Below are 20,204 nucleotides of genomic sequence, written 5' to 3'. Positions count from 1 at the left end.
TTAAGTCCTCCCCCGTCAACTGACCAGCGGCAGTACGGTGTGAACCATGCGCCCCGACACGCCTTCCGAGCACATCGCCGAAGCCGAGCGCCTCATCCGCACGGCGACCCGCTACCCCGAGGACCAGGAGCCGCTGCTCCTCCAAGCCGCGGCCCACCTCGAGCTGGCCGACGCCCGGGACCGCGCCAGCGCGCTGTACGACCAGCTCCTCGCCGCTTCGCCCGACGACCCCCAGCTGATCAAGGCCCTCCAGGCGGCGAACCTCTGGGAGTACGGCCACGAGGCCGAGGCCCGCGCCCTCATCCAGGGCATCCGCGCCGCTGCCCCCGCGGACCCGGCCCCCTGGGAGGTGATCGCCGAAGCCCTCGAGGCCCACGACGAGTTGCAGGCCTCGCACGACTGCTTCACGGAGGCGGTGACCCTCCTCATCCCCGACAACACCCCCCTCACCCAGGCGACCACCGCGCTGCTCACGGGCCGCCACCGGGTCCGGCGCCTGCTCGGACTCCCGCACGACGAGTGGGACATGGTCGCCGACACCCGTCACATCGGGCCGATCCCCCTGGACGAGCTGCACGACCCGAAGCGCATCTGGGCCCTGGGCTCCGACGACCCGGCCGAACTCCGCGCCGAGATCGCCCGCCTGCGCGCCGAACTGGGCGACCGCCGCGCGGCCCTGTCCCGGCCCTTCCCGGTCGCGATCCTCCACTGGCCGCAGCGCGAACTGGCGGAGCTCCTGACCAGCTACCCCACCCTCGCCGTGGAGTACACCTCGCACGAGAGCCACCTCGCGCACATCGAGTCCTCCTTGCGCGCCCTGGCCGCCTCGGGCACGACGAACCTCGGCATCGTCACCGCGAGCGTCCCCTCGTACGAAGCCTTCGCCGCCTCGGAGAAGACCTCCCCGGCCTCCCCGTCCCTGCTGGCGGAGTACGCCACGACCCTCGCGGCCCGCGGCAAAGCCACCCCCTGGCCCCCCACCCCCACCTCCTCCTGCTGGTGCACCTCGGGCAAGCCGTACCCGGAGTGCCACGGCGCTGCCGCGGATTAGACGGCAGCCAGGGGCCGGTCGGGGTTAACGCCCCGCCGGCACTGCAGGCGCCGACTGACTGCATCCGCGGGCCAGGGCGGTCCTGGCATGCAGAGCCGCCCCTCCCGCAATTTCACCCAAAACCTGCGAATATTCACCGATTAGCCCCATCCAGGATGGGGGCACGCGGCATCTTGGATGCTCCACTATTCCGGCGCGCCGATTTCGACTGCCAAGCGCAGGATTGCATTGGCCTCCGCGGGCATCCCCCTGTCATGGAGCTCTAGGGCCATCTGGATCACAGTGCGCCCCGGACGTTCCCGAACGTACATCCGCCCTAGCGAGTCGGCCAGTTGGCCACGCCGGCCCCCCTCCAGTGTCACGTACGCCACGGCGGCCTCCACTGGCGTGAAGAACCCGACGGCGTCGGACAGCGCAGCGACGGCCTCGCTCACCCTGCCGCCCCGATCCAGTTCAGCCACGGTGGCGGCGAAGCTCTCAGCAGCACGCACATCAGAGTTTGCTCGCCGCCGGTCCCCCCTGCGAGGGGGGACCGGCGGCGATGCAGACACGCGGCGCGCAACCGGCACAGTCCCACGAGAGCCGGCTTCCGCAGCAGCTAGCGCCGTACCCAGCTCGGCCTTCTCTCCTTCCAAGCGCGCGCAATTCGAGCACTTGGCCTTCTTTCGCGACTCCACACGGTCTTGCGCATCGGCCACCTCTTGCCACGTCAGGCCGACAGCCTCCACCGATCCCGCCCGGGAAACCGCGAGATGGTACAGCCCTTCTACGAACCGCCGCGAAGGGTTCCGCGTACCACCCAAGTACCTGGAAAGTGCGCCCCGGTCTACGGGGCAGCCCGTAGCGGACAGCATCCGCACGACCTCGGCTTGAGAATCCGCAGCAACGGCCGCTACGAGCCGCCTCAGCACTCGGAGGAAGGCCTGCCGCCCTTCGGGCAGCCCCCCGCCCGCAATTTCTCCCCCACTGCCCATACCCGCCCCAATCCGCACACACTGCAACCGGGCCTGTGCCGCAAACGACAGCCGATCCACCGCCAACTACCCACCATAGCCGCGGCGCAGGGCGTACTCAGCTAGCACTTCGGAGGGATGCATTCCGAGCCTGTTGCCAGGTTATCGCGCAACATCCGAAACCTCTGGACTCCGGCAGCATCGTCCGCCATTAATTGGATGCACCGCACGGGATCAAACCCATCATGGAGTGTGACCGGTAACAACGTGGGATCCGTTTGCATTCCCCCTTCACCGCCACCTATTAATGACGTCGCTTCGTCTCTCGATTAAAGGGTGGCTATGGATCGGAGTAATGGCATGACGCTGCCTTCTTGGCAGAACACGGCGCTCGGCGCTAAGGTCCGCGCAGCCTTGTGGCTTGAGGCCGAAGTCCGAGTAGGCGGCATCTTCACCAAGGCGCGGCTGCGACAGGACTTCCCGGAGAACACTCAGATCGACAGGCGCGTCCGCGAGTTGCGTGACCACGGCTGGCGCATCGACACGAGCCGCGACGACCCGTCCCTGAAGCAGGACGAGCAGAAGTACGTAGCCAAGGGGGCCGAGATCTGGATCCCGGGCCAGTCCTCGCTCCCCAAGCACAAGAGCGGGCTCAGTCAGGCCCAGCGCTCGAAGGTGCTCAGCGATGACGACTTGCTCTGCCGCACGTGCGGCGTGGGTGTTGCCGAGAAGTACATCGACGGCCCGGGAACTTCGAAGCAACTGGGTGTAGCCCGGAGGGAGGTGGTCCTGCCGGACGGCACCGTCGAGTACCAGCTGGAGACGGCGTGCAGCCGGTGCATCGCCTCAACCTCAGAACCCTTCGACCTCGGCGGGACTCTCGCAGCGGTCAATGCGCTTTCGCCAGTGGAGAAGGGTGTTTTCGCCGGTTGGATCGCCGCGGACCGGCGCACCCGCGGATCGCTTGAAGTCCTGTGGGGGACGTACCGCACCCTGCCGGCAGCATCCCGGCAGGCGATCCGCGACGCAGTAGCCGACAACGACCAGTAGCAGTACCGCGCATTCAAAGGGGAGTGGCCCGTGTTTCGGGAATTTTCGGCACCGCCGCGTGCGGACGAGTTCAGCGAGCTCATCAAGGCAAAGCTGGAAGAGGTCAAGGAGTCAGGGGGGACCCGCGAGACCGTAACAGTCGACTGGAACTCCCAAACTGCGCACGTCGAAGTCATCGACTTGCCTCTGAACAGCCTGTTCTACAACCCCGGTACGCACCGCATCCGGGCCCAGCGCAGCCACGACCCCATGCGCGACAAGCAGTTGGAGCAGGCCCCCTGGGAGGCAGTCGGCCAGGGGTACCTCGGCTACCTCCTCCAGGCCGATCCGGCAAACCCGACGACGCGGGACGCGGCCTTCGACAAGCTCAAGGAGAGCCTGGACCAGTTCGGCCAGAACGACCCGGGATTGGTGACCCACCACGGGGTACTGGTGAACGGCAACACCAGGGCTGCCGCCCTCCGGGAGCTCGGCGTCCAGTCGATGCGTGTCGGCGTTCTGCCCGCCTCGTTCACCTGGGCCGACATCAATGCCGTGGAGTTGTCCTTGCAGCTCCGCAAGGACCACCGGCGCGACTACTCATATCTCAACCGGCTTCTCGCGATGGAGGAGCAGGCCCAGCTCGGCCGTACGCCGGAGCACATCGCGAAAGAATTCCGGGTCCAGACGAAGACGTACCACCAGGAGCGCTGGATCCTCACAACCATCAGGGAACTGATCGAGCGCAGCCGCACCGGCTCCGCTGTACTCTCCCTGCTGGCCTTCGAAGGAGACCAGGAGAAGCTCAAGGAGCTGGAGCGGCTCTACAAGAACCTCTCCGAGGTCGAGCGGGATGAGGCCGAGGTCATCCGGGAATGGCGCCTGGCGGCGATTCTCATGGGCTTCTCGAAGACGGATGTCCGCCACATTGACGAGAACTTCGCGAAATCCGACTACCTGGCGCGCAGCCTGCCGGAGGGCCTCGCTACCGGAGAGCCCGCCGCCCCGAACTCCGTCGTGGTGCCCGGGCTCGGCATCTCGGTCGCCGGAGACACCTCCCGGGTCTCCGCGGCCCGAGCCCTCAACGACCGGATCCTCCGGGCAAAGGCCGTCATCGATGCGCCCGGCGACTGCCCGGACAGCGAGAGGCAAGCCGCCCGCGAGACCTTCAACGCAGCCAAGGAGTCGTTTGACAAGGCTATCGATGACGCCGGCCGAGATGCCCGCGTCCGCAAGCGCAAGCAACTGGCACCCGCGCGCCTAGCAGATGCATGCGCTGATGTAGACCAGTGCGCTGTCGACCTCGTCGACGCACGGGCCTCCCGCACCCTCGACGTCCAGGCGTTCGACGATGCCCTGCTTCAGCTTCGGAAGAGTCTGACCAAGCTTGCTGATCAGGCGGAGCGGATCAGTCGGGCGCCCGGCGACGGTGTCTCTTGGCTGCTCTACGCAACCGCTGCAGGGGCCGACGAGTGACCCAGCCCACCTCGCAAACAGTCACCCTGCGCCTTGAGTTCGATGAAACACGTACCAAGGTCGTCTTCAGGGCAAGCGCTGGCTTTGCCGACGACCTCGTCCAACTGGCCGGTCGGTTTCGTGCTGGGAGCCACCTCGGCCCCGGCACAGCTGTCGCCGACCTCGACGATGTCCTCACCCGCGTGGACCAGCTCTCGTCCTGGCCTGACCAGGCCGGAGTCGAGTGGGCTGAGGACCTCAGAAACCTCGTCGTCAGCACCATCCAGGATGCTGCGAAGGTCGAGCAGCGCCTCAGCAACCCTGAAGCTGCGCTGTCTAGCGAGGTGCGTGCGGCCGACATCCCGGACCTGCTGGGTGACGAGTGGACAGCCGAACTCGGTGAGTTTCAGCGCAGGGACATTGCCAAACTGCTGTCTCTGCAGCACGGTGCCAACTTCAGCGTCCCCGGGGCCGGGAAGACCAGGGCGGCCCTCGGTGTCTACGCGGCTCAGAAAGCCCAGGGACTCGTCACGCGGCTGCTCGTCGTCTGCCCGAAGTCCGCATATGAGTCGTGGCAGTACGAGACTGCGTTCTGCTTCCGCCACTCACTGCGGCCCTACGTGCTCGACAAGGCGATGGACCAGTACGCGGAAGTGCTCATCGTCAACTACGAGCGGCTGGACCGGGCGCTTCCCGTACTGTGCGCGTGGCTGCAGAAGGAGCCCGCGATGCTCATCCTTGATGAAGCCCACCGGATGAAGCTCGGGGTGCGCGGAACCTACGGTGCTGCGTGTATGGCCCTGGGGCCGCTTGCCAAGCGCAGACTCATCCTGACGGGTACTCCCGCCCCCAACGGGAAGAAGGACCTGGAGAACCTGCTGGGCTTCGTGTGGCCGGGGCACGGTCAGCGCGCCGTGGAGAGGGCCGTCAGCGGAGGCAGTCTGGCCGATGCGAGCAAGGCTCTGAAGCCCTTGTTCACCAGGACCACCAAGCAGGAGCTAGGGCTTCCTCCGATGGAACCCCGCGTACGCTACGTGGACATGCCGCCGCTGCATTCTGAGATCTACGACGCTCTGGTGGGCAAGGAGGGGGCAGCAGCCGGCAAGGACGACCTCAGTGCCCTCGGGAAGACTGCGCTGCGCCTGCTCATGGCAGCTACAAGTCCTGCGCTGCTCCTTGAGGGCGGCAGCCGCTACGAGCCATTGAGCTACCAGCTTGATCCACTGGAGATCCCTCGCGGGCACTCGCTGTATGCACTGATGCAGAGGCTTCCGGATTACGAGCTGTCGCCGAAGTATGCGGAGACCGCGGCGATAGTCGCAAAGAACGCCGCAGCGGGACGAAAGACCCTCGTCTGGACCACTTTCGTCCGGAGCCTCACCACATTGGAGCGTCTCCTTTCGGAATTCTCTCCAGCAGTAGTGCATGGAGGAACACCTGATCGCGACGAGCAGATCCGCCGCTTCCGGGAGAGCGCCGACTGCCACGTGCTGATCTCAAACCCCGCCACCCTGGGTGAGGGGATCAGCCTCCACCAGGTATGCCACGACGCCGTGTATGTGGAGCGGGATTTCGTCGCAGGCCGCTACCTGCAGAGCCTCGACCGAATCCACCGCCTGGGACTCGCCCCCGACACCGAGACACGCGTCACCGTGCTCGCCACTCGGGACACGGTCGACGAGGTCGTGCAGGCGAGGCTCGACCAGAAGCTGGAGTTCATGGGCAAGATCTTGGATGACCCGTCGGTCCAACAGCTGGCCGACCTCGAAGAGGAGCCGTCGGTCGCCGCAGGACTGGGCGCGGACGACGTGGCCGCGCTGCTCGGGCACCTCAGGCGGCGCTAAGCACACCTGCATGCCGGCGCTGCGGCCCCCACGGGCGCACGGCGCCGGCATGCACCACAACTTCATGTGAGGATGGCATCTGGCGTACCCTGCCACACTTGCTGCTCGCGCCACACATGAGGAGAATCCGATGACCGCCCGGCGGACCCGCCCACAGTTCGACACGCCGCTCGCCTCTGTCGAGATCTGTGCCGGCGCAGGCGGGCAGGCATCCGGGCTCCACGAGGCCGGGTTCGACCATGAGGCTCTCGTCGAGTGGGATCCCCACGCCGTGGCGACTCTGAAAAAGAACATCGGGTCTTGGCCGGGCTGGACAAAGGAAAAGATCGACAGCCTCGAGCCGGGCGATGTGAGGAAATTCCTCGAATCTGCCGAATGCAAGGAAATCATCGCAAACGGCACGAGGATTGATCTGCTGGCCGGGGGTGTACCTTGCCCCCCGTTCTCCCTCGCAGGAAAGCAGCTCGGGCCGGACGATGAGCGCGATCTATTCCCCGACATGCTGGAAATCGTAGACAAGCTCCGCCCGCGGGCCATCATGATTGAAAATGTGCGCGGCATCCTGGAACCGCCCGAGGTTTTCATCGAATACCGTCGGAAGATCCTCGAGAGACTGGACGAGCTCGGGTACGACGTACCCAAGATCCGCAGTACCGACTCGCCGCGGAAGCAGGACCTTGCTATGCGGCGGGTCTGGCGACGCATGGACGCAAAGCAGTTCGGAGTACCCCAGCTGCGCCCCCGGGCAATCCTCGTGGCAATCCACCGGGACGTAGAGGCACGGCACAATTTCACCTGGCCGACGCGGGACGAGCTGGTTGGCGGGACGCTGCGCGAGACGCTGGATCTGTCGATGCGCGCACGCTACAAGGCCTACTGGACCACCAAGCCGGTTCCGGAATGCGACTTGACCGGCGAAGCCGCCTACAACAAGTGGGTCAAGGCGGCTTCAGAGGCCGAAGACCGCGGAATCAAGATTGCTCCGACGCTCGTTGGCGGCTCTCGTAAACACGGCGGAGCAGACCTAGGGCCCACCCGTGCGAAGCGGGCTTGGGCCCTCCTCGGCGTCGATGCAAATGGTGTCGCCAATGAGACAGACAAGTGCGATCCCGAGCGCGACCTGTTCCGCGAGAACGGCCCCATGCTCACTGTCCAGCAGGCGGCACTCGTCCAGGGGTTCCGCGACTGGAAGTTCTCAGGCGGCAAGACTGCTCAGTACAGGCAGGTAGGCAACGCGTTCCCGCCGCCAGTGGCAGAAGCAGTCGGTCGTGCCATCGCCGCGGTCCTTCGACCCGAACGTCGAGACGAGCTCCTCCAGGGCTATGACTTCAAGGGCGATAGCGCCACGGACTCGGACCGTATGCAGGTGTCGGGCTCCCTGTTCACTGAAGAGGAGTCCTCACTGGTGTCGGCCAGCTGACGGGTGCCCGGCTCTGATCCCGCGGTGAGCGATCAGCGTCTAGACGCTCCGAGCACGGCGCGCACTGACAGCATCCACCACCACCTCTGCGCAGTCAGCCGCGCCTTCGTGTTCCCAGAAGCGCAAGACCAGCCATCCCTCAGCAGCGAGCTTCCTATCAGTTTCCCGGTCCCGCCGGACGTTCCCGCCGATCTTGTCGCGCCAGTAGTCGGGGTTGGTCTTCGGGGGGACGAAATGCTCCGGACAGCCGTGCCAGAAGCAGCCGTCGACGAACACGGCCACCTTCACAGGCCGGAACACCAAGTCAGCGGTTCTCCGCATACCCGCGATCGGCTTGGCCGCCACTCGGTATCTCAGCCCTCTGGCGTGGAGCAGGGAGCGCAGCGCGCGCTCCGGCGAGGTGTCCCTGCTCCGATTGCCAAGCATGCTCCGGCGGTTCGCTGCGGATGAGGCCCAAGAGCCTGGTGGCGGAGTCCAGGGGGTGCCCTCTTGCGACTGATGGCTCATGGGAACCGGAGTGTATCCGTCATCTTGAATCCCCTTCCTAGCACCTGAACAGCGGGAGCTGTTGGTGGCCGCGGGCGCGGGCCGTGGGTGGGGCGGGGCGGGTGGTGGCCAGGGAGAGGAGGGTGCGGAGGGCCGCGAGGACTTCTTCCGGGGTGTCGCGGACCATCGACGGGGTCGCGCTGATCACGAGGATGCCGTGGGACTCCAGGCGGAGGCGGCGGCGGAGGGTGGCGTGCCAGGCGTCGCGGGTGTAGTGGTACTCCGCCGAGTCGATCTCCAGGGCCACGCCCTCGTCGGGCCAGTAGGCGTCCGGGCTGGCCAGGAAGGCGCCGTCCGGGGTGTGGAGGCGGGCGTTCCACAGCGGGGTCGGCAGGTCGGTCGCCGTCAGGGTGTCGCGGGCCCGGGCCTCGGCGACCGAGCGGACCCCGGCCAGCAGTTCCGCCGCGGCGGCGCGGATCGCGGGGCGGGTGAGGAGGCGGGCCGCGCGGAGTTCGGCGTGCAGGTCCTGCGGGTGGCACCAGCCCGCCTGGACCACGTGGGCCAGCGTCGGGCGGATGTGGTCCGGGTCCTGCGCGCGGGCCGCGAAATCGGCCGCCGCGCGGACCGGGCGGGTGCTCGGGATGCCGGACACCGCGATCGTGCGCGGCCAGCGGGAGGTCGGCAGCGGGGCGACCTCGGCGGTGCGGGCGAGCCGGCGCGGGGCGCGGATCAGGACGTCCGCGGGGACGTACGGGGCGTCGCGGATGCCGAGGAGGGCCAGGGCGGCGCCGCCGGTGAGGGCGGCCGTGTCGCCGGACAGGGGGGTCCGCGGCGGGCTCGGCGGCGTACAGGACGGCGGCGAGGGCGCGCTGGCGGTGGTCCGGGGGGCCGGTCTGGAGGAGGTGGACGCGCGGCAGTAAGCGCCGCCAGGGGCCTCCCGGGCGGGTACGGGAGGTGATGGTGCCGCCCGGGAGGCCGGCGGCCGTGGTGAGTTGGTGGCGTGTCGCCAGGTTGAGCTGGCGACGCGCGATGCGGGCCGTCTCGGTGGCCGTCTGTGTTGTCGCCCGCGGTGTCGGCTGCGTTGTGGGCTGCGTCGTCGTCGTCGGCTGCGTCGTCGGCTGGGGTGTTTGCGTCGTGATCATGCGCGGGTTATGCCCGGCGTGATCGGCGGGACACGCCCCCGCCCTACCGGTTCGGGTGGTGCGGGGAGAGGAAGACGACCACGCCCGTCTGCGTGCCCGGGAGGGCCGGGACCTCGTGCCAGCCCAGGCGGCGGTAGGTGGCCACCGTGTCCGCCGCCAGGCGGGAGGTCAGGAGCCAGGCGCGCTGGTCCGGGGCGTCGGCGGTGATCTCGGTGAGCAGGGTCCGGCCCGTGCCGTGGCCGCGCGCGTAGGGGCGTACGGCGAGCTCGTCTATCTCCAGCGCACCCGTCAGGAGCTCCTTGACCCGGGCCGGCCCGAGCTGCGCCGCGACCTGGGCGTACGCGCGGTTCTTGGGGAAGGCCGCCGGGGTGATCCAGCCCGTGGCGAAGCCGTCGATGCCCGCCGCGGACTGGGCCAGGGCCGTACGGAACCCGCGGCGCCGGGCGTCGGCCTGCAGGCGGGTCGCGAACTGGCGAATGGTTTCTTCATCCTCGTTCCACGGCGGGGCGGAGAAGACGTCGGCGTAGGCGTCGACCAGTTCGTCCGCGAGGTCGAGGACGGCCTGTCCGTAGCAGATCACGATGTCCGAGCTCCTGATGTCGATGTGCGAAGGGGGTGGTTTGCCCGTTTGGGTGGGGAGAGTGAATTTATGCCAGGCGGGTTCCAGGGGCTCACACCGCACGGATCCGGCGAGTGTGCGACAAATCCCCTCCCGGCCCTCCGTGTCGGGAAACCCGACGGGGCGTTGAGTAGCCCGTGGACAGACTGCTTCGGGCCGCCGGCCGGTGCGCGCTCGCCTTTCTTCTCGTCCTGGGCGTGGTGGCGCTGCTGCCCCGCGCCGTGCAGGAGTCGGTGCCGAACAGCGTGATCGGCGGGGCCGTGTTCGTCCTGGCGTGGCTGGGCGCCCGCCGGGTGGTCAAGCGGCCGCGTTAGCCTCGGACAAACGAAAAAGAACGAGGGAGTTGGCATGGCTCGGGTACCCAGTTCCGCAGTGGCGGCCGCCGGTCTGGTCGGCGGCTACGCCGTCGCCCGGTGGACCAAGAAGCGCCCGCTCGGTGGTGTCGTCCTCGGCGCCGCAGGCATCGCCGCGGGCCGCGAGTGGCACAAGCGCGGCGGGGCCCCCGCCGCGGCCGGGCTCGGCGCGCTGTACCTCGCCGGTTTCGCGGGCGCTCACCCGCTGGCCAAGAAGGTCGGCGCCTGGCCGGCCGTCCTCGGGGCCGCAGCGGTCGTGGCCGCCGCCGCCTGGGCCGTCGCCGACCGCGGCTGACCCGCCACCGCCGGGCCACGGCCGGCCACCGCCGGCCAGGTCCGGACGGGCCCGGCCCCACCGGACGGGGCCAGGGCCCACTACGCTCCCAACGCCCGCGACACCGTATAGATCATCAGGCCCGCCAGGGCGCCGACCACCGTGCCGTTGATCCGGATGAACTGCAGGTCCCGCCCGATGTGGGCCTCGATCTTCCGCGACGTGTGCTCGGCGTCCCAGCCCGCCACCGTGTCCGTGATCAGCGAGGTGATCTCGGTCCGGTAGGTGGTGACGACGTACACCACCGCGCCTTCGATCCAGCCCTCCACCTTGTCCTGGAGCCGCCCGTCGGTGGCCAGCCGCGCCCCCAGCGACATCAGCGAGGACCGCACGCGCAGCCGCAGCTCGCTCTGCTCGTCCTCCGCCGCCGAGATGATCATCGACCTGATCGCCGTCCACGCGGAGGCGATCACGTCCTGCACCTCGCCCCGCGCCAGGATCTCCGACTTGAGCCGCTCCACCTTGGCCCGCGTCTGCGTGTCCGACTGGAGATCGGCCGCGAAGTCGGCGAGGAAACGGTCCACCGCCCCGCGCGCCGGGTGCTCCGGCATGTCCCGCATCTCCTGCAGGAAGCGGAGCAGTTCCTTGTAGACGCGCTCGCCGACCTTGCGGTCCACGAACCGCGGGGTCCAGCCCGGCGCCCCGCCCTGCACCGCCGCCTCCACCGAGTCGGCATGCGTCACCAGCCAGTCGTGCGCCCGCGCGCACACCAGGTCCACCACCCGCCGGTGCCCGCCGTCGGCGACGACCCTCTCCAGGGTCTTGCCGAGCCCGGGCGCGATCTCGGCCGTCTCGGCCCGCCGCGTGATCGCCTCCCCCACGACGGCCTGCACATCGGAGTCGCGCAGTACGGTCAGGGCCCCGCGCAGCGCCGTGGCCAGCTCCGCCGTGACCCGGTCGGCGTGCGCGGGATCGGCCAGCCAGGCTCCTAGCCGGCCGCCGATGCCGAGCGCGTGCAGCCGCGTACGGACCACGTCCGCGGAGAGGAAGTTCTCCCCGACGAAGTCGCCGAGGGTGACCCCGAGCTGGTCCTTCTTGGTAGGGATGATCGCGGTGTGCGGAATGGGCAGGCCGAGCGGGCGCCGGAAGAGCGCGGTCACGGCGAACCAGTCCGCGAGCGCGCCGACCATGCCGGCCTCGGCGGCGGCCGCGACGTAGCCGGCCCAGGCCCCGGCGTCCCAGGCGTGCTGGGCGACCTTGGCCAGGACGTAGACCAGCGCCACCAGGAGCAGCAGACCGGTCGCGGTGGTCTTCATCCGGCGGACGCCGCGCTGGCGCTCCTCGTCGGCCGCGGTGAACACGAACCCGCCGCGTACGGGTGGCGGTGGCGGCTCGGGTGGCGGTGGCGGCGCCGGCTGCCCTGGCGGCGGTCCGGCCGTGCTGCGGTTCTCCACGTGCTCCTGCCTTCCCCCGGGGGCGCCGGTTTTGTGTGCATAGCATCCGACTCCCGGGAGCCCCGCAGAGTTCCCGGCACGCCGTGTCGCTCGCCACGAGCGGAACGGCGCACCGCTGTCAGGGACGGGCCCTACAGCTGTACGGCCCTACAGCTCTACGGTCCTACAGCTCCTTGCGCAGCGACGGCCCGCCGCCCTTCAGCCCCTTGCGCGACTTCGGCGGCTTGACCTTGACCTCCACCCCGCCCCAGAAGGCGAAGCCCGTCACGACCACCCTCGGGGCCCCCGGCTGCCGCGGCCCCGTGCCCTCGCTCTGGTCGAAGGCACCCATGACACCGATGCCCCGTAGATCGACCTCCACGCCCGGCGGCACCGTGATCTGGATGCCGCCCATGACCGCGACACAGGTGATCACGACCTCGGGCTCGGCGAAGTTCGCCTCGCGCAGGTCGAGCTCGCCGCCGCCCCAGAACGCCACCGCGTTGAAGCGGGCGGGCACCGTCCAGTTGCCCTTGCGCTGGAAGCCCGACATGACCGCGACGGCCGTGGCGGAGGTACCCGACCCGCCGATCCGGGCCGGCCAGGCGGAATCCGACCCGGCGTGACCCGCCACCGGGGACACCGGCGCGGCCCCGGTCCCGGCCGACGACGGCGCCGGCAGGTCCCGCGTCAGCGGCTCCAGTTCCGCGTACGTGCGGGACTTGTACGCCGCATCCAGCCGCTCCTCGAATTCCTCCATGTCGAGCCGGCCCTCGGCGACGGCGTCCCGCAGACGCTCCACCACCCGGTCCCGGTCGGCGTCCGACGCCCTCAGCTCCGGCAACGGCTTCTCCGGCCGCTCGTCACTCATGAGCACCAGCCTATGCAGTGATTCAGGGGAGTTGTATGACTTAGCCCTGACACCGACCCCCGGCTTATCCCTGATTTCCCCCCACCCGGACCCCCACCCGGCCCCCCGCCCAGCCCCCCGCCCGCCCGCCCGCCCGCCTCAGCTCCTCCCCGCGTACATCCGCGCGATCACGTCCTCGATGTCCGGCTCCCGTACCGACAGGTCCACCAGCGGGTACCGCGCCGCCACCGCCGCCACCAGCGGGGCCGCCGAAGCCTGCGCCGGGAAGGCCAGCCACTGCCTCGGCCCCTCCACCTTCACCACCCGGGCCCCCGCCACGCTGATCGGCGGCAGCTCCCGCTCCAGGTCCACCACCAGGGTCCGCTCGCTCTCCCCCGCCGCGCCCGCCGTGTGCAGCCCGCCCAGGGAACCGTCGTACATGAGGCGCCCGTGGTCGATCACCATCACCCGCTCGCACAGCTGCTCGATGTCCTGGAGGTCGTGCGTGGTCAGCAGCACCGTCGTGCCGAGCTCCTCGTTCAACTGCCGCAGGAAGCCCCGCACCTTCGCCTTGCTCACCACGTCGAGCCCGATCGTCGGCTCGTCCAGGTACAGCACGTCCGGATCGTGCAGCAGCGCCGCCGCGATGTCCCCGCGCATCCGCTGCCCGAGCGAGAGCTGCCGCACCGGTACGTCCAGCAGCTCGGCCAGGTCCAGCCGCTCCACGCAGCGCTCCAGGTTCTCCTTGAACCGCGCCGGCGGGACCCGGTACATCCGCCGCATCAGCCCGTACGAGTCCTTCAGCGGCAGGTCCCACCACAGCGTCGTGCGCTGCCCGAACACCACCCCGATCCGGTGCGCGAGCCGCATCCGCTCCCGCGCCGGGTCGATGCCCGCGACCCGCAGCCGGCCGCCGCTCGGCGTCAGGATCCCGGTGAGCATCTTGATCGTGGTCGACTTGTCGGCGCCGTTGGGCCCGATGTAGCCGACCACCTCGCCCCGCGCGACCTCGAAGCTGATCCCGTCCACGGCCCTGACCTGCCGTTTCTCCCTGCGCATCAGGCTCACCCGACGCCGTACGTCGAAGACCTTCTCGACCCCGTCCAGCTCGATCAACGCATCGGCCATCGCTCAGCTCCCCGTGCTTCGGTACGAACGAACTCCCGCGCGCCAAGCCAGCGACGCGGGCAGGAACACGACGAACGCCACCAGCGGGCTCGCGTACGCCACCCACCCCGGCAGCCCCAGCGGGTCCGGGCGCCCCAGAACGTGCAGCGCGGGCAGCCAGTTGACGAAGGCCAGCGGCACGACGAAGGTCACCCCGCGCAGCAGGTCCTTCGCGAACACCGTCGGCGGGTACTCCAGCATCGTGCAGCCCCCGTACGTGAAGGAGTTCACCACCTCCGCCGCATCCCCCGCGGCGAACTGGAACGCCGCGCCGGCCACCATCACCGCCCCGAAGATCCCCGCCCCGGCGATGACCATCACCGGCACCAGCAGCACCGTGGCGACCGTCCAGTCCACCTGCCCCGACAGCGCCCAGACCGACCAGCCCAGCACCCCCAGCCCCTGCCCGAGCCGGCCCAGCCGACGCAGCGCGAACCGGTCCGCCGCGACCTGCGCGAGCACGGGGACCGGGCGCACCAGCATGGTGTCGAGCGAGCCGTCGCGGATCCGGGCGCCGATCCGGGCGGTGTTGCCGAGCAGCAGGTCCGCCAGGCCCAGGGAGGCCGAGCAGGACCCGTACAGCAGGGCGATCTCGGGCAGCGTGAAGCCCCCGAGGACGTCCACGTGCGAGAACATGATGTAGATCGCGGCGAAGTCGAGGAGCGTGATCGCGGCGTTCCCGAAGGTCGACAGGAAGAAGGACGCCCGGTACGTCATGACCGACCGGATCCACATCGACACGATCAGCCCGTAGCCCCGCACCCCCTCCACGGCCCGGTTCCGCTGCCGCCCGCCGAGCGGGACGACGGCCGGGGCCGGCCGCTCCCGACCCGGATCCGGATCCGGATCCGGCTTCACGTCCACCGTCGCGTCAGCCACCCTGGACCACCACCTTCCGCGTCGCGGCCGACTGGACCAGCCGCCCCAGGCCCAGCAGTACGAGCGCCCACCCGGCCTGGAACCCCAGCGCCCGCAGCGCGCCCCCGGCCCCCGCGCCCATGCCGAGCAGCACGTCCAGCGGCACCTGGAGCATCGCCGCCCAGGGCAGGAGGCGTACGAACTCCCCGAAGCCGCCCGGGAACACGGTCAGCGGCAGCAGCATCCCGGAGAAGAAGATGGCGACGACGGTGGCCACCAGGTTGATCCCGGCACCGTCCATCAGCCAGAAGGCCGCGAGCCCCAACAGGTAGCGCACGGCGAAACTCACCACCAACGCCAGCACCACGGCCACCAGGAACAGCAGCCAGCGCACCGGATCCGCGGGCAGCGCCAGCCGGAACGCGAGCGCCCCGACCGCCATCGGGACCACCCCGCGGGCCACGAGCTGGAAGGCCGCCCGGCCCAAGTCGGTGGCGAGCCACCACGCCTGGAGGTCCACCGGCCGGTACAGGTCCACGGCGATGTCACCCGTCCGCACCCGTTCCTGGAACTCCTCCTGGAAACCGCCGCCGATCAGCGCGCCGGCGGCGAGCAGCGACTGGCTGACCCAGATGAAGGTCAGGGCCTGCGCCTGGTCGTAGCCGCCGAGCCCGGGGCGCTCGTCCCACAGCGCGATGAACGTGTAGGCGAGGATGAAACCGAAAGCGGTGTTGGTGAACACCCCCGCCGCGGTGGCCGTCCCGTATGTGGCGTACCGGCGGAACCCTCCGGCCGCGACGGCCAGGTGGAGACGCACTCTCTGGCGCACCGTATCCCTCCGTATCCCACGTCGTTCCTACGTCGGCCAAAGCGCGCGAGCTTAGTGCGGAGGGGCGAGCCACGGAAACGATTTACGCCCGTCCGGAGCGGAATCAGCGGCCATCGGGTAGACACCATGAGGTACAGATGTGGATAATTCGCACGGCGCCGAGGAGTCCCGGAGATGAGCGACCAGTCACCACCCCCCGGCTGGACCCCTCGTGACCCGGACACCCCCGAAGAACCCCGGCCCGAGAAGGCCGCGATGGCCGAGCAGCCCGAGAATCCCAAGCAGGCCGCGAAGGCCACGAAGGCCAAGCGCGAACGGACCGGCTGGCGCCGCGCCCTCCCCACCTGGCGCATGGTCGTCGGCGGACTCCTGCTGCTCGCCGTGCTGCTGGGCGGCGCCCTCGTCGCCGGCTACCTGCTGGTCGACATCCCGCCCGCCAATGCCGCCGCCACCGCGCAGTCCAACCTCTACCTCTACGCCGACGGCTCCCAGCTCGCCCGCGACGGCGAGGTGAACCGCGTCAACGTCCCGCTCTCGCAGATCCCGCGGACCGTCCAGGAGACCGTACTGGCCGCAGAGGACCGGGGCTTCTACTCCGAACGGGCGGTGGACCCCGCCGCGATGCTCCGCGCGGCCTGGAACACCGCGACCGGCAAGGGCACCCAGTCCGGCTCGACCATCACCCAGCAGTACGTCAAGAACTACTACTTGGGCCAGGAACAGACGATCAAACGCAAGGCCAAGGAGTTCTTCATCGCGATCAAACTGGGTCGCGAGAAGTCGAAGGACTACATCCTCGAGGGCTATCTGAACACCAGCTACTTCGGCCGCAACGCCTACGGCATCCAGGCCGCCGCACAGGCCTACTACGGCAAGGACGTCGGCAAACTCACCACAGCGGAAGGCGCGTACCTCGCCACCCTCCTCAACTCCCCCAGCGCCTTCGACGTCCTCTCCCACCCCCAGAGCCGCCCCCGCGCCCTCGCCCGCTGGAACTACGTACTCGACGGCATGGTCAAGAAGAACTGGATGACCGCCACCGAGCGCGCGGCCACCACCTTCCCCGAACCCGGCAAGGTCCGCGCCGCCGCAGGACTCTCCGGGCAGCGCGGTTACCTCGTCGAAGCCATCAAGGACTACATCGTCGAGAACAGGATCCTCGACGACAAAACCCTCGCCGAGGGCGGCTACCGCATCACCACGACCATCGACAAGCGCCGCCAGAACGCCATCGTCGACGCCGTCAACGACAAGGTGGTCAGCGAACTCGACCCCGAGAAGCGCAAGGCGGACCGCCTCGTGCGCACCGGCGCGGTCTCCATCGACCCGGCCACCGGCAAGGTCGTCGCCCTGTACGGCGGCATCGACTACACCAAACAGTTCGTCAACAACGCCACCCGGCACGACTACCAGGTGGCCTCCACCTTCAAACCCTTCGTCTTCGCGGCCGCCGTGCAGAACAACTCCCGCACCCAGGACGGCCGCACGATCACCCCGTACACGATCTACAACGGCGACAACAAGCGCCGCGTCGTCGGCACCCGTATTCCCTACGCACCGGAGAACGAGGGGCAGCTCAGCTACGGGAACATCACCGTCAACACCGCCACCGACCTCTCCGTCAACGCCGTCTTCGCGCAGATGGTCGTCGACGTCGGCACCGCGAAGGTCAAGAAGACCGCCATCGACCTCGGCGTCCCCGCCGACACCCCGAACTTCGACGCCGTCCCGGCCATGGCGCTCGGCACCATGCAGGCCAGCGTCCTCGACATGACCCAGGCGTACGCGACCCTCGCCGCGCACGGCCGGCACACCCCGCACACCTTCCTGGAGAAGATCACCAAGGAGGGCGACACCATCGCCCTCCCCGACCGGGGCGCGAACGAGGCCGTCAGCCGCGAAGCCGCCGACACGACCACGTCCATGCTGGTCAGCGTCGTGGACAACGGCACCGGTACGGCCGCACTCGCCGCCGGGCACCCCGCCGCCGGCAAGACGGGCACCGGGGAACTGGACCGCTCCGCCTGGTTCGCGGCGTACACCCCGGACCTGGTCACGGTCGTCGCGATGATGGGCCAGGACCCGGACACGGGCACCCTGGAGTCCCTGTACGGCGCGCTCGGCGAGGCCCGTATCGGGGGCGGCGGCTACCCGGCCCAGATCTGGGCGCAGTACACGAAGACGGCCCTGGAGGGCACGGACCCGGTGGACTTCGACCTGGAACTCATGCCCGGCGCGGACCGGCCCCCGCCGCCGGTGACCCCCAGCACCCCGCAGCAGACCCCGGACGACGACTCCTCGGCCCCGCCGGTACGGCCGAGCCCCCCGACCGGGGGCCAGACCCAGGGCGGGCAGAACAACGGAGGTCAGAACAACGGCGGCCAGACCCAAGGGGGCCAGAACAACGGCGGCCAGAACAACGGGGGCCAGACCCAGGGCGGCCAGAACAACGGGGGCCAGACCCAGGGCGGGCAGACGCAGGGCGGCCAAACGCAAGGCGGCCAGACAACCGTCGGTCAGACGACCGGAGGCCAGACGACCGGCGGTCAGAACAACGGCGGTGCCACGGCCGGAAACCCGGCCGGCACCACCGAAGGCCTGCGCCCCCGCCCCCCGGCGGACCTACTCGAATAGCCCGGCGCTCAGTGACCGGAGGTCGCCTTCAGCCCCACCACGGCGACCAGCAGCAGACAGATGAAGAAGATCCGGGAGGCGGTGACGGGCTCACCCATCACCGCCATGCCGAGCACCGCCGCCCCGGCCGCACCGATGCCGACCCACACCCCGTACGCCGTACCGATCGGCAGGGTTTTGACGGCGATCGAGAGCAGCACCATGCTGGCGACGATGCCGGCGCCCGTGAACACACTGGGCCAGAGCCGGGTGAAGCCTTCGGTGAATTTCATGCCGATCGACCAGCCGACTTCGATCAGACCGGCGACGATGAGAAGAACCCAGGCCATGACGGCCACCTCCGGGACGAGAGCGAACGGGGTGCGTCGTCTTTGCAGTCCAGCCACCCGGTACGGCGCGTCTCGTCGGGGTACCCCTCCACCCTAGCAAAGGGCGGGCAAAACGCACGAAAAGGGCCGGTGACGGTGGTCACCGACCCTTCTCACAGGTCACATCAGAGGTACAGCCCGGTGGAGTCCTTCGACCCCTCCAGCCGCTCCGCGGCCACGGCGTGCAGGTCCCGCTCGCGCATCAGCACGTACGTCGCCCCGCGCACCTCCACCTCGGCCCGGTCCTCGGGGTCGTACAGCACCCGGTCGCCCGGCTCCACGCTGCGCACGTTCTGCCCGACCGCGACCACCTCGGCCCAGGCGAGCCGCTTGCCCACCGCGGCCGTCGCCGGGATCAGGATGCCGCCGCCCGAGCGCCGCTCGCCCTCGGGCGAGTCGGACTTCACGAGCACCCGGTCGTGCAGCATGCGGATGGGGAGCTTGTCGTGCGTGGTGGTGGTGGTCTCGTCGCTCACGCCCCGAACCTACCTCAGCGCCTGCGCCGCGCCGACAGCACCAGCAGCCCGGCCACACCCACCGCGACCAGCGCGACAGGAACGATCCGCTCGACGCGCGGGGCCCCGTCATCGTGCCGCAGCCCGTTGCGCAGATCGGTCACCAGACGGTTCACGGCGACCACGGCCCGCCCGGCGGTGTGGTCCACGATGCCGACGGCCCTGGCCTTCGCGTCCCCGATGATCGTCTTCGGGTGCATGCGCACGCCGATCTCATCGAGGGTATCGGCGAGCTGCTCGCGCCTGCGGACGATGTCCGCCTCGATCTGTGCGGGGGTCCTGGCTTCCGACACCGCGCTGCCTCCGTCGTCGTGGTCTGTGGGGGCGTAGTCCGCCATGAACAGTCTGTCAGCTTAGTCTCGAGACATATCGATCCCCTCCCGAGGAGACTTCCGACATGAGCGAGCGACTTCAGCCGGGCGACACCGCCCCTGCCTTCACCCTGCCCGACGCGGACGGCAACAAGGTCTCGCTCGCCGAGCACAAGGGCCGCAAGGTGATCGTGTACTTCTACCCGACCGCCCTGACCCCGGGCTGCACCAAGCAGGCCTGCGATTTCACGGACAACCTGGACGTGCTGGCCACGGCCGGCTACGACGTCATCGGCGTCTCCCCGGACAAGCCGGAGAAGCTGGCGAAGTTCCGCGAGAAGGAGGCCCTGAAGGTCACGCTGGTCAGCGACCCGGAAAAGGAGACCCTGACCGCCTACGGCGCGTACGGCGAGAAGAAGCTGTACGGCAAGACGGTCACCGGCGTCATCCGCTCCACGGTGGTCGTGGACGAGGAGGGCAAGGTCGAGCACGCCTTCTACAACGTGAAGGCCACGGGCCACGTAGCCAAGATCATCAAGGACCTGGGAATCTGACCCGCCCCCTCCCGAACGGAGCGGCCCGCCCCCCAAACGGGGCGGCCCCACCCATTAAC

Annotated in this window: 21 protein-coding genes, 1 pseudogene and 1 riboswitch; of the genes and pseudogenes, 10 read left to right on the top strand and 12 right to left on the bottom strand. The window is 69.4% G+C overall.

The genetic code is table 11. The annotated features are described in order from the left end of the window. Positions 1 to 46 precede the first annotated feature (46 nt). Positions 47 to 1,051: a tetratricopeptide repeat protein gene (locus ACFWB8_RS01000; protein WP_385220539.1), complete on the top strand. Its 1,005-nt coding sequence runs from the start codon at positions 47 to 49 to the stop codon at positions 1,049 to 1,051. 185 nt (positions 1,052 to 1,236) lie between these two features. Here ACFWB8_RS01000 and ACFWB8_RS00995 read toward each other — a convergent pair whose 3' ends face one another. Continuing rightward, positions 1,237 to 1,542: a hypothetical protein gene (locus ACFWB8_RS00995; RefSeq protein WP_385220536.1), complete on the bottom strand. Its 306-nt coding sequence runs from the start codon at positions 1,540 to 1,542 to the stop codon at positions 1,237 to 1,239. Between the two features lie 822 nt (positions 1,543 to 2,364). Here ACFWB8_RS00995 and ACFWB8_RS00990 point away from each other — a divergent pair. The 4 genes and pseudogenes from ACFWB8_RS00990 (at position 2,365) to ACFWB8_RS00975 (ending at position 7,752) form a co-directional block, all read left to right on the top strand. Next, the gene (locus tag ACFWB8_RS00990; protein WP_385220534.1) at positions 2,365 to 3,054 is read left to right on the top strand and encodes a hypothetical protein; all 690 of its coding nucleotides are present in this window, start codon (positions 2,365 to 2,367) and stop codon (positions 3,052 to 3,054) included. A gap of 30 nt (positions 3,055 to 3,084) precedes the next feature. Beyond that, positions 3,085 to 4,509 carry a hypothetical protein gene (locus tag ACFWB8_RS00985; RefSeq protein ID WP_385220532.1) on the top strand — a complete coding sequence of 475 codons (1,425 nt, stop codon included), beginning with the start codon at positions 3,085 to 3,087 and terminating at the stop codon, positions 4,507 to 4,509. After that, a pseudogene (locus ACFWB8_RS00980) lies at positions 4,506 to 6,098 on the top strand (DEAD/DEAH box helicase); the annotation flags it as partial. The gene ACFWB8_RS00985 and the pseudogene ACFWB8_RS00980, both read left to right, overlap by 4 nt. Before the next feature lie 364 nt (positions 6,099 to 6,462). After that, entirely contained in the window at positions 6,463 to 7,752 is a 1,290-nt protein-coding gene (locus ACFWB8_RS00975; protein ID WP_385220530.1) for a DNA cytosine methyltransferase, read from the top strand. Between the two features lie 39 nt (positions 7,753 to 7,791). Here the strand turns inward: ACFWB8_RS00975 and ACFWB8_RS00970 are convergent, their stop codons facing one another. Next, positions 7,792 to 8,259, bottom strand: coding sequence for a very short patch repair endonuclease (locus ACFWB8_RS00970; RefSeq protein WP_385220528.1), 468 nt, complete (start codon positions 8,257 to 8,259; stop codon positions 7,792 to 7,794). Positions 8,260 to 8,296: 37 nt separating this feature from the next. Continuing rightward, positions 8,297 to 8,890 carry a hypothetical protein gene (locus ACFWB8_RS00965; RefSeq protein ID WP_385220525.1) on the bottom strand — a complete coding sequence of 198 codons (594 nt, stop codon included), beginning with the start codon at positions 8,888 to 8,890 and terminating at the stop codon, positions 8,297 to 8,299. Between ACFWB8_RS00965 and ACFWB8_RS00960 the strand changes: the two genes are divergently transcribed. Then, the gene (locus ACFWB8_RS00960) at positions 8,880 to 9,158 is read left to right on the top strand and encodes a hypothetical protein (protein WP_385220522.1); all 279 of its coding nucleotides are present in this window, start codon (positions 8,880 to 8,882) and stop codon (positions 9,156 to 9,158) included. The genes ACFWB8_RS00965 and ACFWB8_RS00960 overlap by 11 nt on opposite strands. A 265-nt stretch (positions 9,159 to 9,423) precedes the next feature. Here ACFWB8_RS00960 and ACFWB8_RS00955 read toward each other — a convergent pair whose 3' ends face one another. Then, a complete protein-coding gene (locus tag ACFWB8_RS00955; RefSeq protein WP_385220520.1) occupies positions 9,424 to 9,960 on the bottom strand; it encodes a GNAT family N-acetyltransferase in 537 nt (178 codons plus the stop codon). Between the two features lie 176 nt (positions 9,961 to 10,136). Here ACFWB8_RS00955 and ACFWB8_RS00950 point away from each other — a divergent pair, with 176 nt between their 5' ends. Both ACFWB8_RS00950 and ACFWB8_RS00945 read left to right on the top strand, forming a co-directional pair. Then, positions 10,137 to 10,313 carry a hypothetical protein gene (locus ACFWB8_RS00950; protein WP_385220517.1) on the top strand — a complete coding sequence of 59 codons (177 nt, stop codon included), beginning with the start codon at positions 10,137 to 10,139 and terminating at the stop codon, positions 10,311 to 10,313. Between the two features lie 34 nt (positions 10,314 to 10,347). After that, on the top strand, positions 10,348 to 10,647 hold the full coding sequence (locus tag ACFWB8_RS00945) for a hypothetical protein (protein WP_385220514.1): 300 nt from the start codon (positions 10,348 to 10,350) through the stop codon (positions 10,645 to 10,647). A gap of 80 nt (positions 10,648 to 10,727) precedes the next feature. Here the strand turns inward: ACFWB8_RS00945 and ACFWB8_RS00940 are convergent, their stop codons facing one another. The 5 genes from ACFWB8_RS00940 to ACFWB8_RS00920 form a co-directional block, all read right to left on the bottom strand. Next, positions 10,728 to 11,942: a DUF445 domain-containing protein gene (locus ACFWB8_RS00940; protein WP_385220877.1), complete on the bottom strand. Its 1,215-nt coding sequence runs from the start codon at positions 11,940 to 11,942 to the stop codon at positions 10,728 to 10,730. Between the two features lie 301 nt (positions 11,943 to 12,243). Then, the gene (locus tag ACFWB8_RS00935; RefSeq protein WP_385220511.1) at positions 12,244 to 12,930 is read right to left on the bottom strand and encodes a DUF1707 domain-containing protein; all 687 of its coding nucleotides are present in this window, start codon (positions 12,928 to 12,930) and stop codon (positions 12,244 to 12,246) included. Between the two features lie 138 nt (positions 12,931 to 13,068). Further along, positions 13,069 to 14,037, bottom strand: a complete 969-nt coding sequence (locus ACFWB8_RS00930; protein ID WP_385220508.1) for an ATP-binding cassette domain-containing protein — start codon at positions 14,035 to 14,037, stop codon at positions 13,069 to 13,071. Between the two features lie 3 nt (positions 14,038 to 14,040). Then, positions 14,041 to 14,811, bottom strand: a complete 771-nt coding sequence (locus tag ACFWB8_RS00925; protein WP_385220874.1) for an ABC transporter permease — start codon at positions 14,809 to 14,811, stop codon at positions 14,041 to 14,043. A 136-nt stretch (positions 14,812 to 14,947) separates the two neighbouring features. Further along, positions 14,948 to 15,763: an ABC transporter permease gene (locus ACFWB8_RS00920; RefSeq protein ID WP_385220506.1), complete on the bottom strand. Its 816-nt coding sequence runs from the start codon at positions 15,761 to 15,763 to the stop codon at positions 14,948 to 14,950. Positions 15,764 to 15,937: 174 nt separating this feature from the next. Between ACFWB8_RS00920 and ACFWB8_RS00915 the strand changes: the two genes are divergently transcribed. Further along, positions 15,938 to 18,397: a transglycosylase domain-containing protein gene (locus ACFWB8_RS00915; protein WP_385220504.1), complete on the top strand. Its 2,460-nt coding sequence runs from the start codon at positions 15,938 to 15,940 to the stop codon at positions 18,395 to 18,397. A gap of 8 nt (positions 18,398 to 18,405) precedes the next feature. Here the strand turns inward: ACFWB8_RS00915 and ACFWB8_RS00910 are convergent, their stop codons facing one another. The 3 genes from ACFWB8_RS00910 to ACFWB8_RS00900 form a co-directional block, all read right to left on the bottom strand. Further along, positions 18,406 to 18,726: a DMT family transporter gene (locus ACFWB8_RS00910; RefSeq protein ID WP_385220501.1), complete on the bottom strand. Its 321-nt coding sequence runs from the start codon at positions 18,724 to 18,726 to the stop codon at positions 18,406 to 18,408. A 30-nt stretch (positions 18,727 to 18,756) separates the two neighbouring features. After that, positions 18,757 to 18,835: riboswitch (guanidine-III (ykkC-III) riboswitch) on the bottom strand. A 55-nt stretch (positions 18,836 to 18,890) separates the two neighbouring features. Then, positions 18,891 to 19,193: a co-chaperone GroES gene (locus tag ACFWB8_RS00905; protein ID WP_048475576.1), complete on the bottom strand. Its 303-nt coding sequence runs from the start codon at positions 19,191 to 19,193 to the stop codon at positions 18,891 to 18,893. Positions 19,194 to 19,255: 62 nt separating this feature from the next. Beyond that, entirely contained in the window at positions 19,256 to 19,573 is a 318-nt protein-coding gene (locus tag ACFWB8_RS00900; RefSeq protein ID WP_385220871.1) for a DUF3618 domain-containing protein, read from the bottom strand. A 104-nt stretch (positions 19,574 to 19,677) separates the two neighbouring features. Here ACFWB8_RS00900 and bcp point away from each other — a divergent pair, with 104 nt between their 5' ends. Then, a complete protein-coding gene (gene bcp / locus ACFWB8_RS00895; protein WP_385220499.1) occupies positions 19,678 to 20,145 on the top strand; it encodes a thioredoxin-dependent thiol peroxidase in 468 nt (155 codons plus the stop codon). The last annotated feature ends 59 nt before the right edge of the window (positions 20,146 to 20,204 follow it).

The sequence above is a fragment of the Streptomyces sp. NPDC060031 genome (assembly GCF_042736805.1).
Classification (GTDB): Bacteria; Actinomycetota; Actinomycetes; order Streptomycetales; family Streptomycetaceae; genus Streptomyces.
The sequence above is the reverse complement of the archived record's forward strand: the minus strand, read 5'-3'. Positions and strand labels throughout refer to the sequence as shown.

Excerpts from the sequence above, each read along its gene's own strand:
- ACFWB8_RS00970 (WP_385220528.1), bottom strand. The coding sequence starts at position 8,259 with ATGAGCCATCAGTCGCAAGAGGGCACCCCCTGGACTCCGCCACCAGGC.
- ACFWB8_RS00940 (WP_385220877.1), bottom strand. The coding sequence starts at position 11,942 with ATGAAGACCACCGCGACCGGTCTGCTGCTCCTGGTGGCGCTGGTCTAC.
- ACFWB8_RS00935 (WP_385220511.1), bottom strand. The coding sequence starts at position 12,930 with ATGAGTGACGAGCGGCCGGAGAAGCCGTTGCCGGAGCTGAGGGCGTCG.
- ACFWB8_RS00975 (WP_385220530.1), top strand. The coding sequence starts at position 6,463 with ATGACCGCCCGGCGGACCCGCCCACAGTTCGACACGCCGCTCGCCTCT.
- ACFWB8_RS00915 (WP_385220504.1), top strand. The coding sequence starts at position 15,938 with ATGAGCGACCAGTCACCACCCCCCGGCTGGACCCCTCGTGACCCGGAC.
- ACFWB8_RS00910 (WP_385220501.1), bottom strand. The coding sequence starts at position 18,726 with ATGGCCTGGGTTCTTCTCATCGTCGCCGGTCTGATCGAAGTCGGCTGG.
- ACFWB8_RS01000 (WP_385220539.1), top strand. The coding sequence starts at position 47 with ATGCGCCCCGACACGCCTTCCGAGCACATCGCCGAAGCCGAGCGCCTC.
- ACFWB8_RS00925 (WP_385220874.1), bottom strand. The coding sequence starts at position 14,811 with ATGTGGATCCGGTCGGTCATGACGTACCGGGCGTCCTTCTTCCTGTCG.
- ACFWB8_RS00905 (WP_048475576.1), bottom strand. The coding sequence starts at position 19,193 with ATGCTGCACGACCGGGTGCTCGTGAAGTCCGACTCGCCCGAGGGCGAG.
- bcp (WP_385220499.1), top strand. The coding sequence starts at position 19,678 with ATGAGCGAGCGACTTCAGCCGGGCGACACCGCCCCTGCCTTCACCCTG.
- ACFWB8_RS00945 (WP_385220514.1), top strand. The coding sequence starts at position 10,348 with ATGGCTCGGGTACCCAGTTCCGCAGTGGCGGCCGCCGGTCTGGTCGGC.
- ACFWB8_RS00930 (WP_385220508.1), bottom strand. The coding sequence starts at position 14,037 with ATGGCCGATGCGTTGATCGAGCTGGACGGGGTCGAGAAGGTCTTCGAC.
- ACFWB8_RS00990 (WP_385220534.1), top strand. The coding sequence starts at position 2,365 with ATGACGCTGCCTTCTTGGCAGAACACGGCGCTCGGCGCTAAGGTCCGC.
- ACFWB8_RS00960 (WP_385220522.1), top strand. The coding sequence starts at position 8,880 with ATGCCGGACACCGCGATCGTGCGCGGCCAGCGGGAGGTCGGCAGCGGG.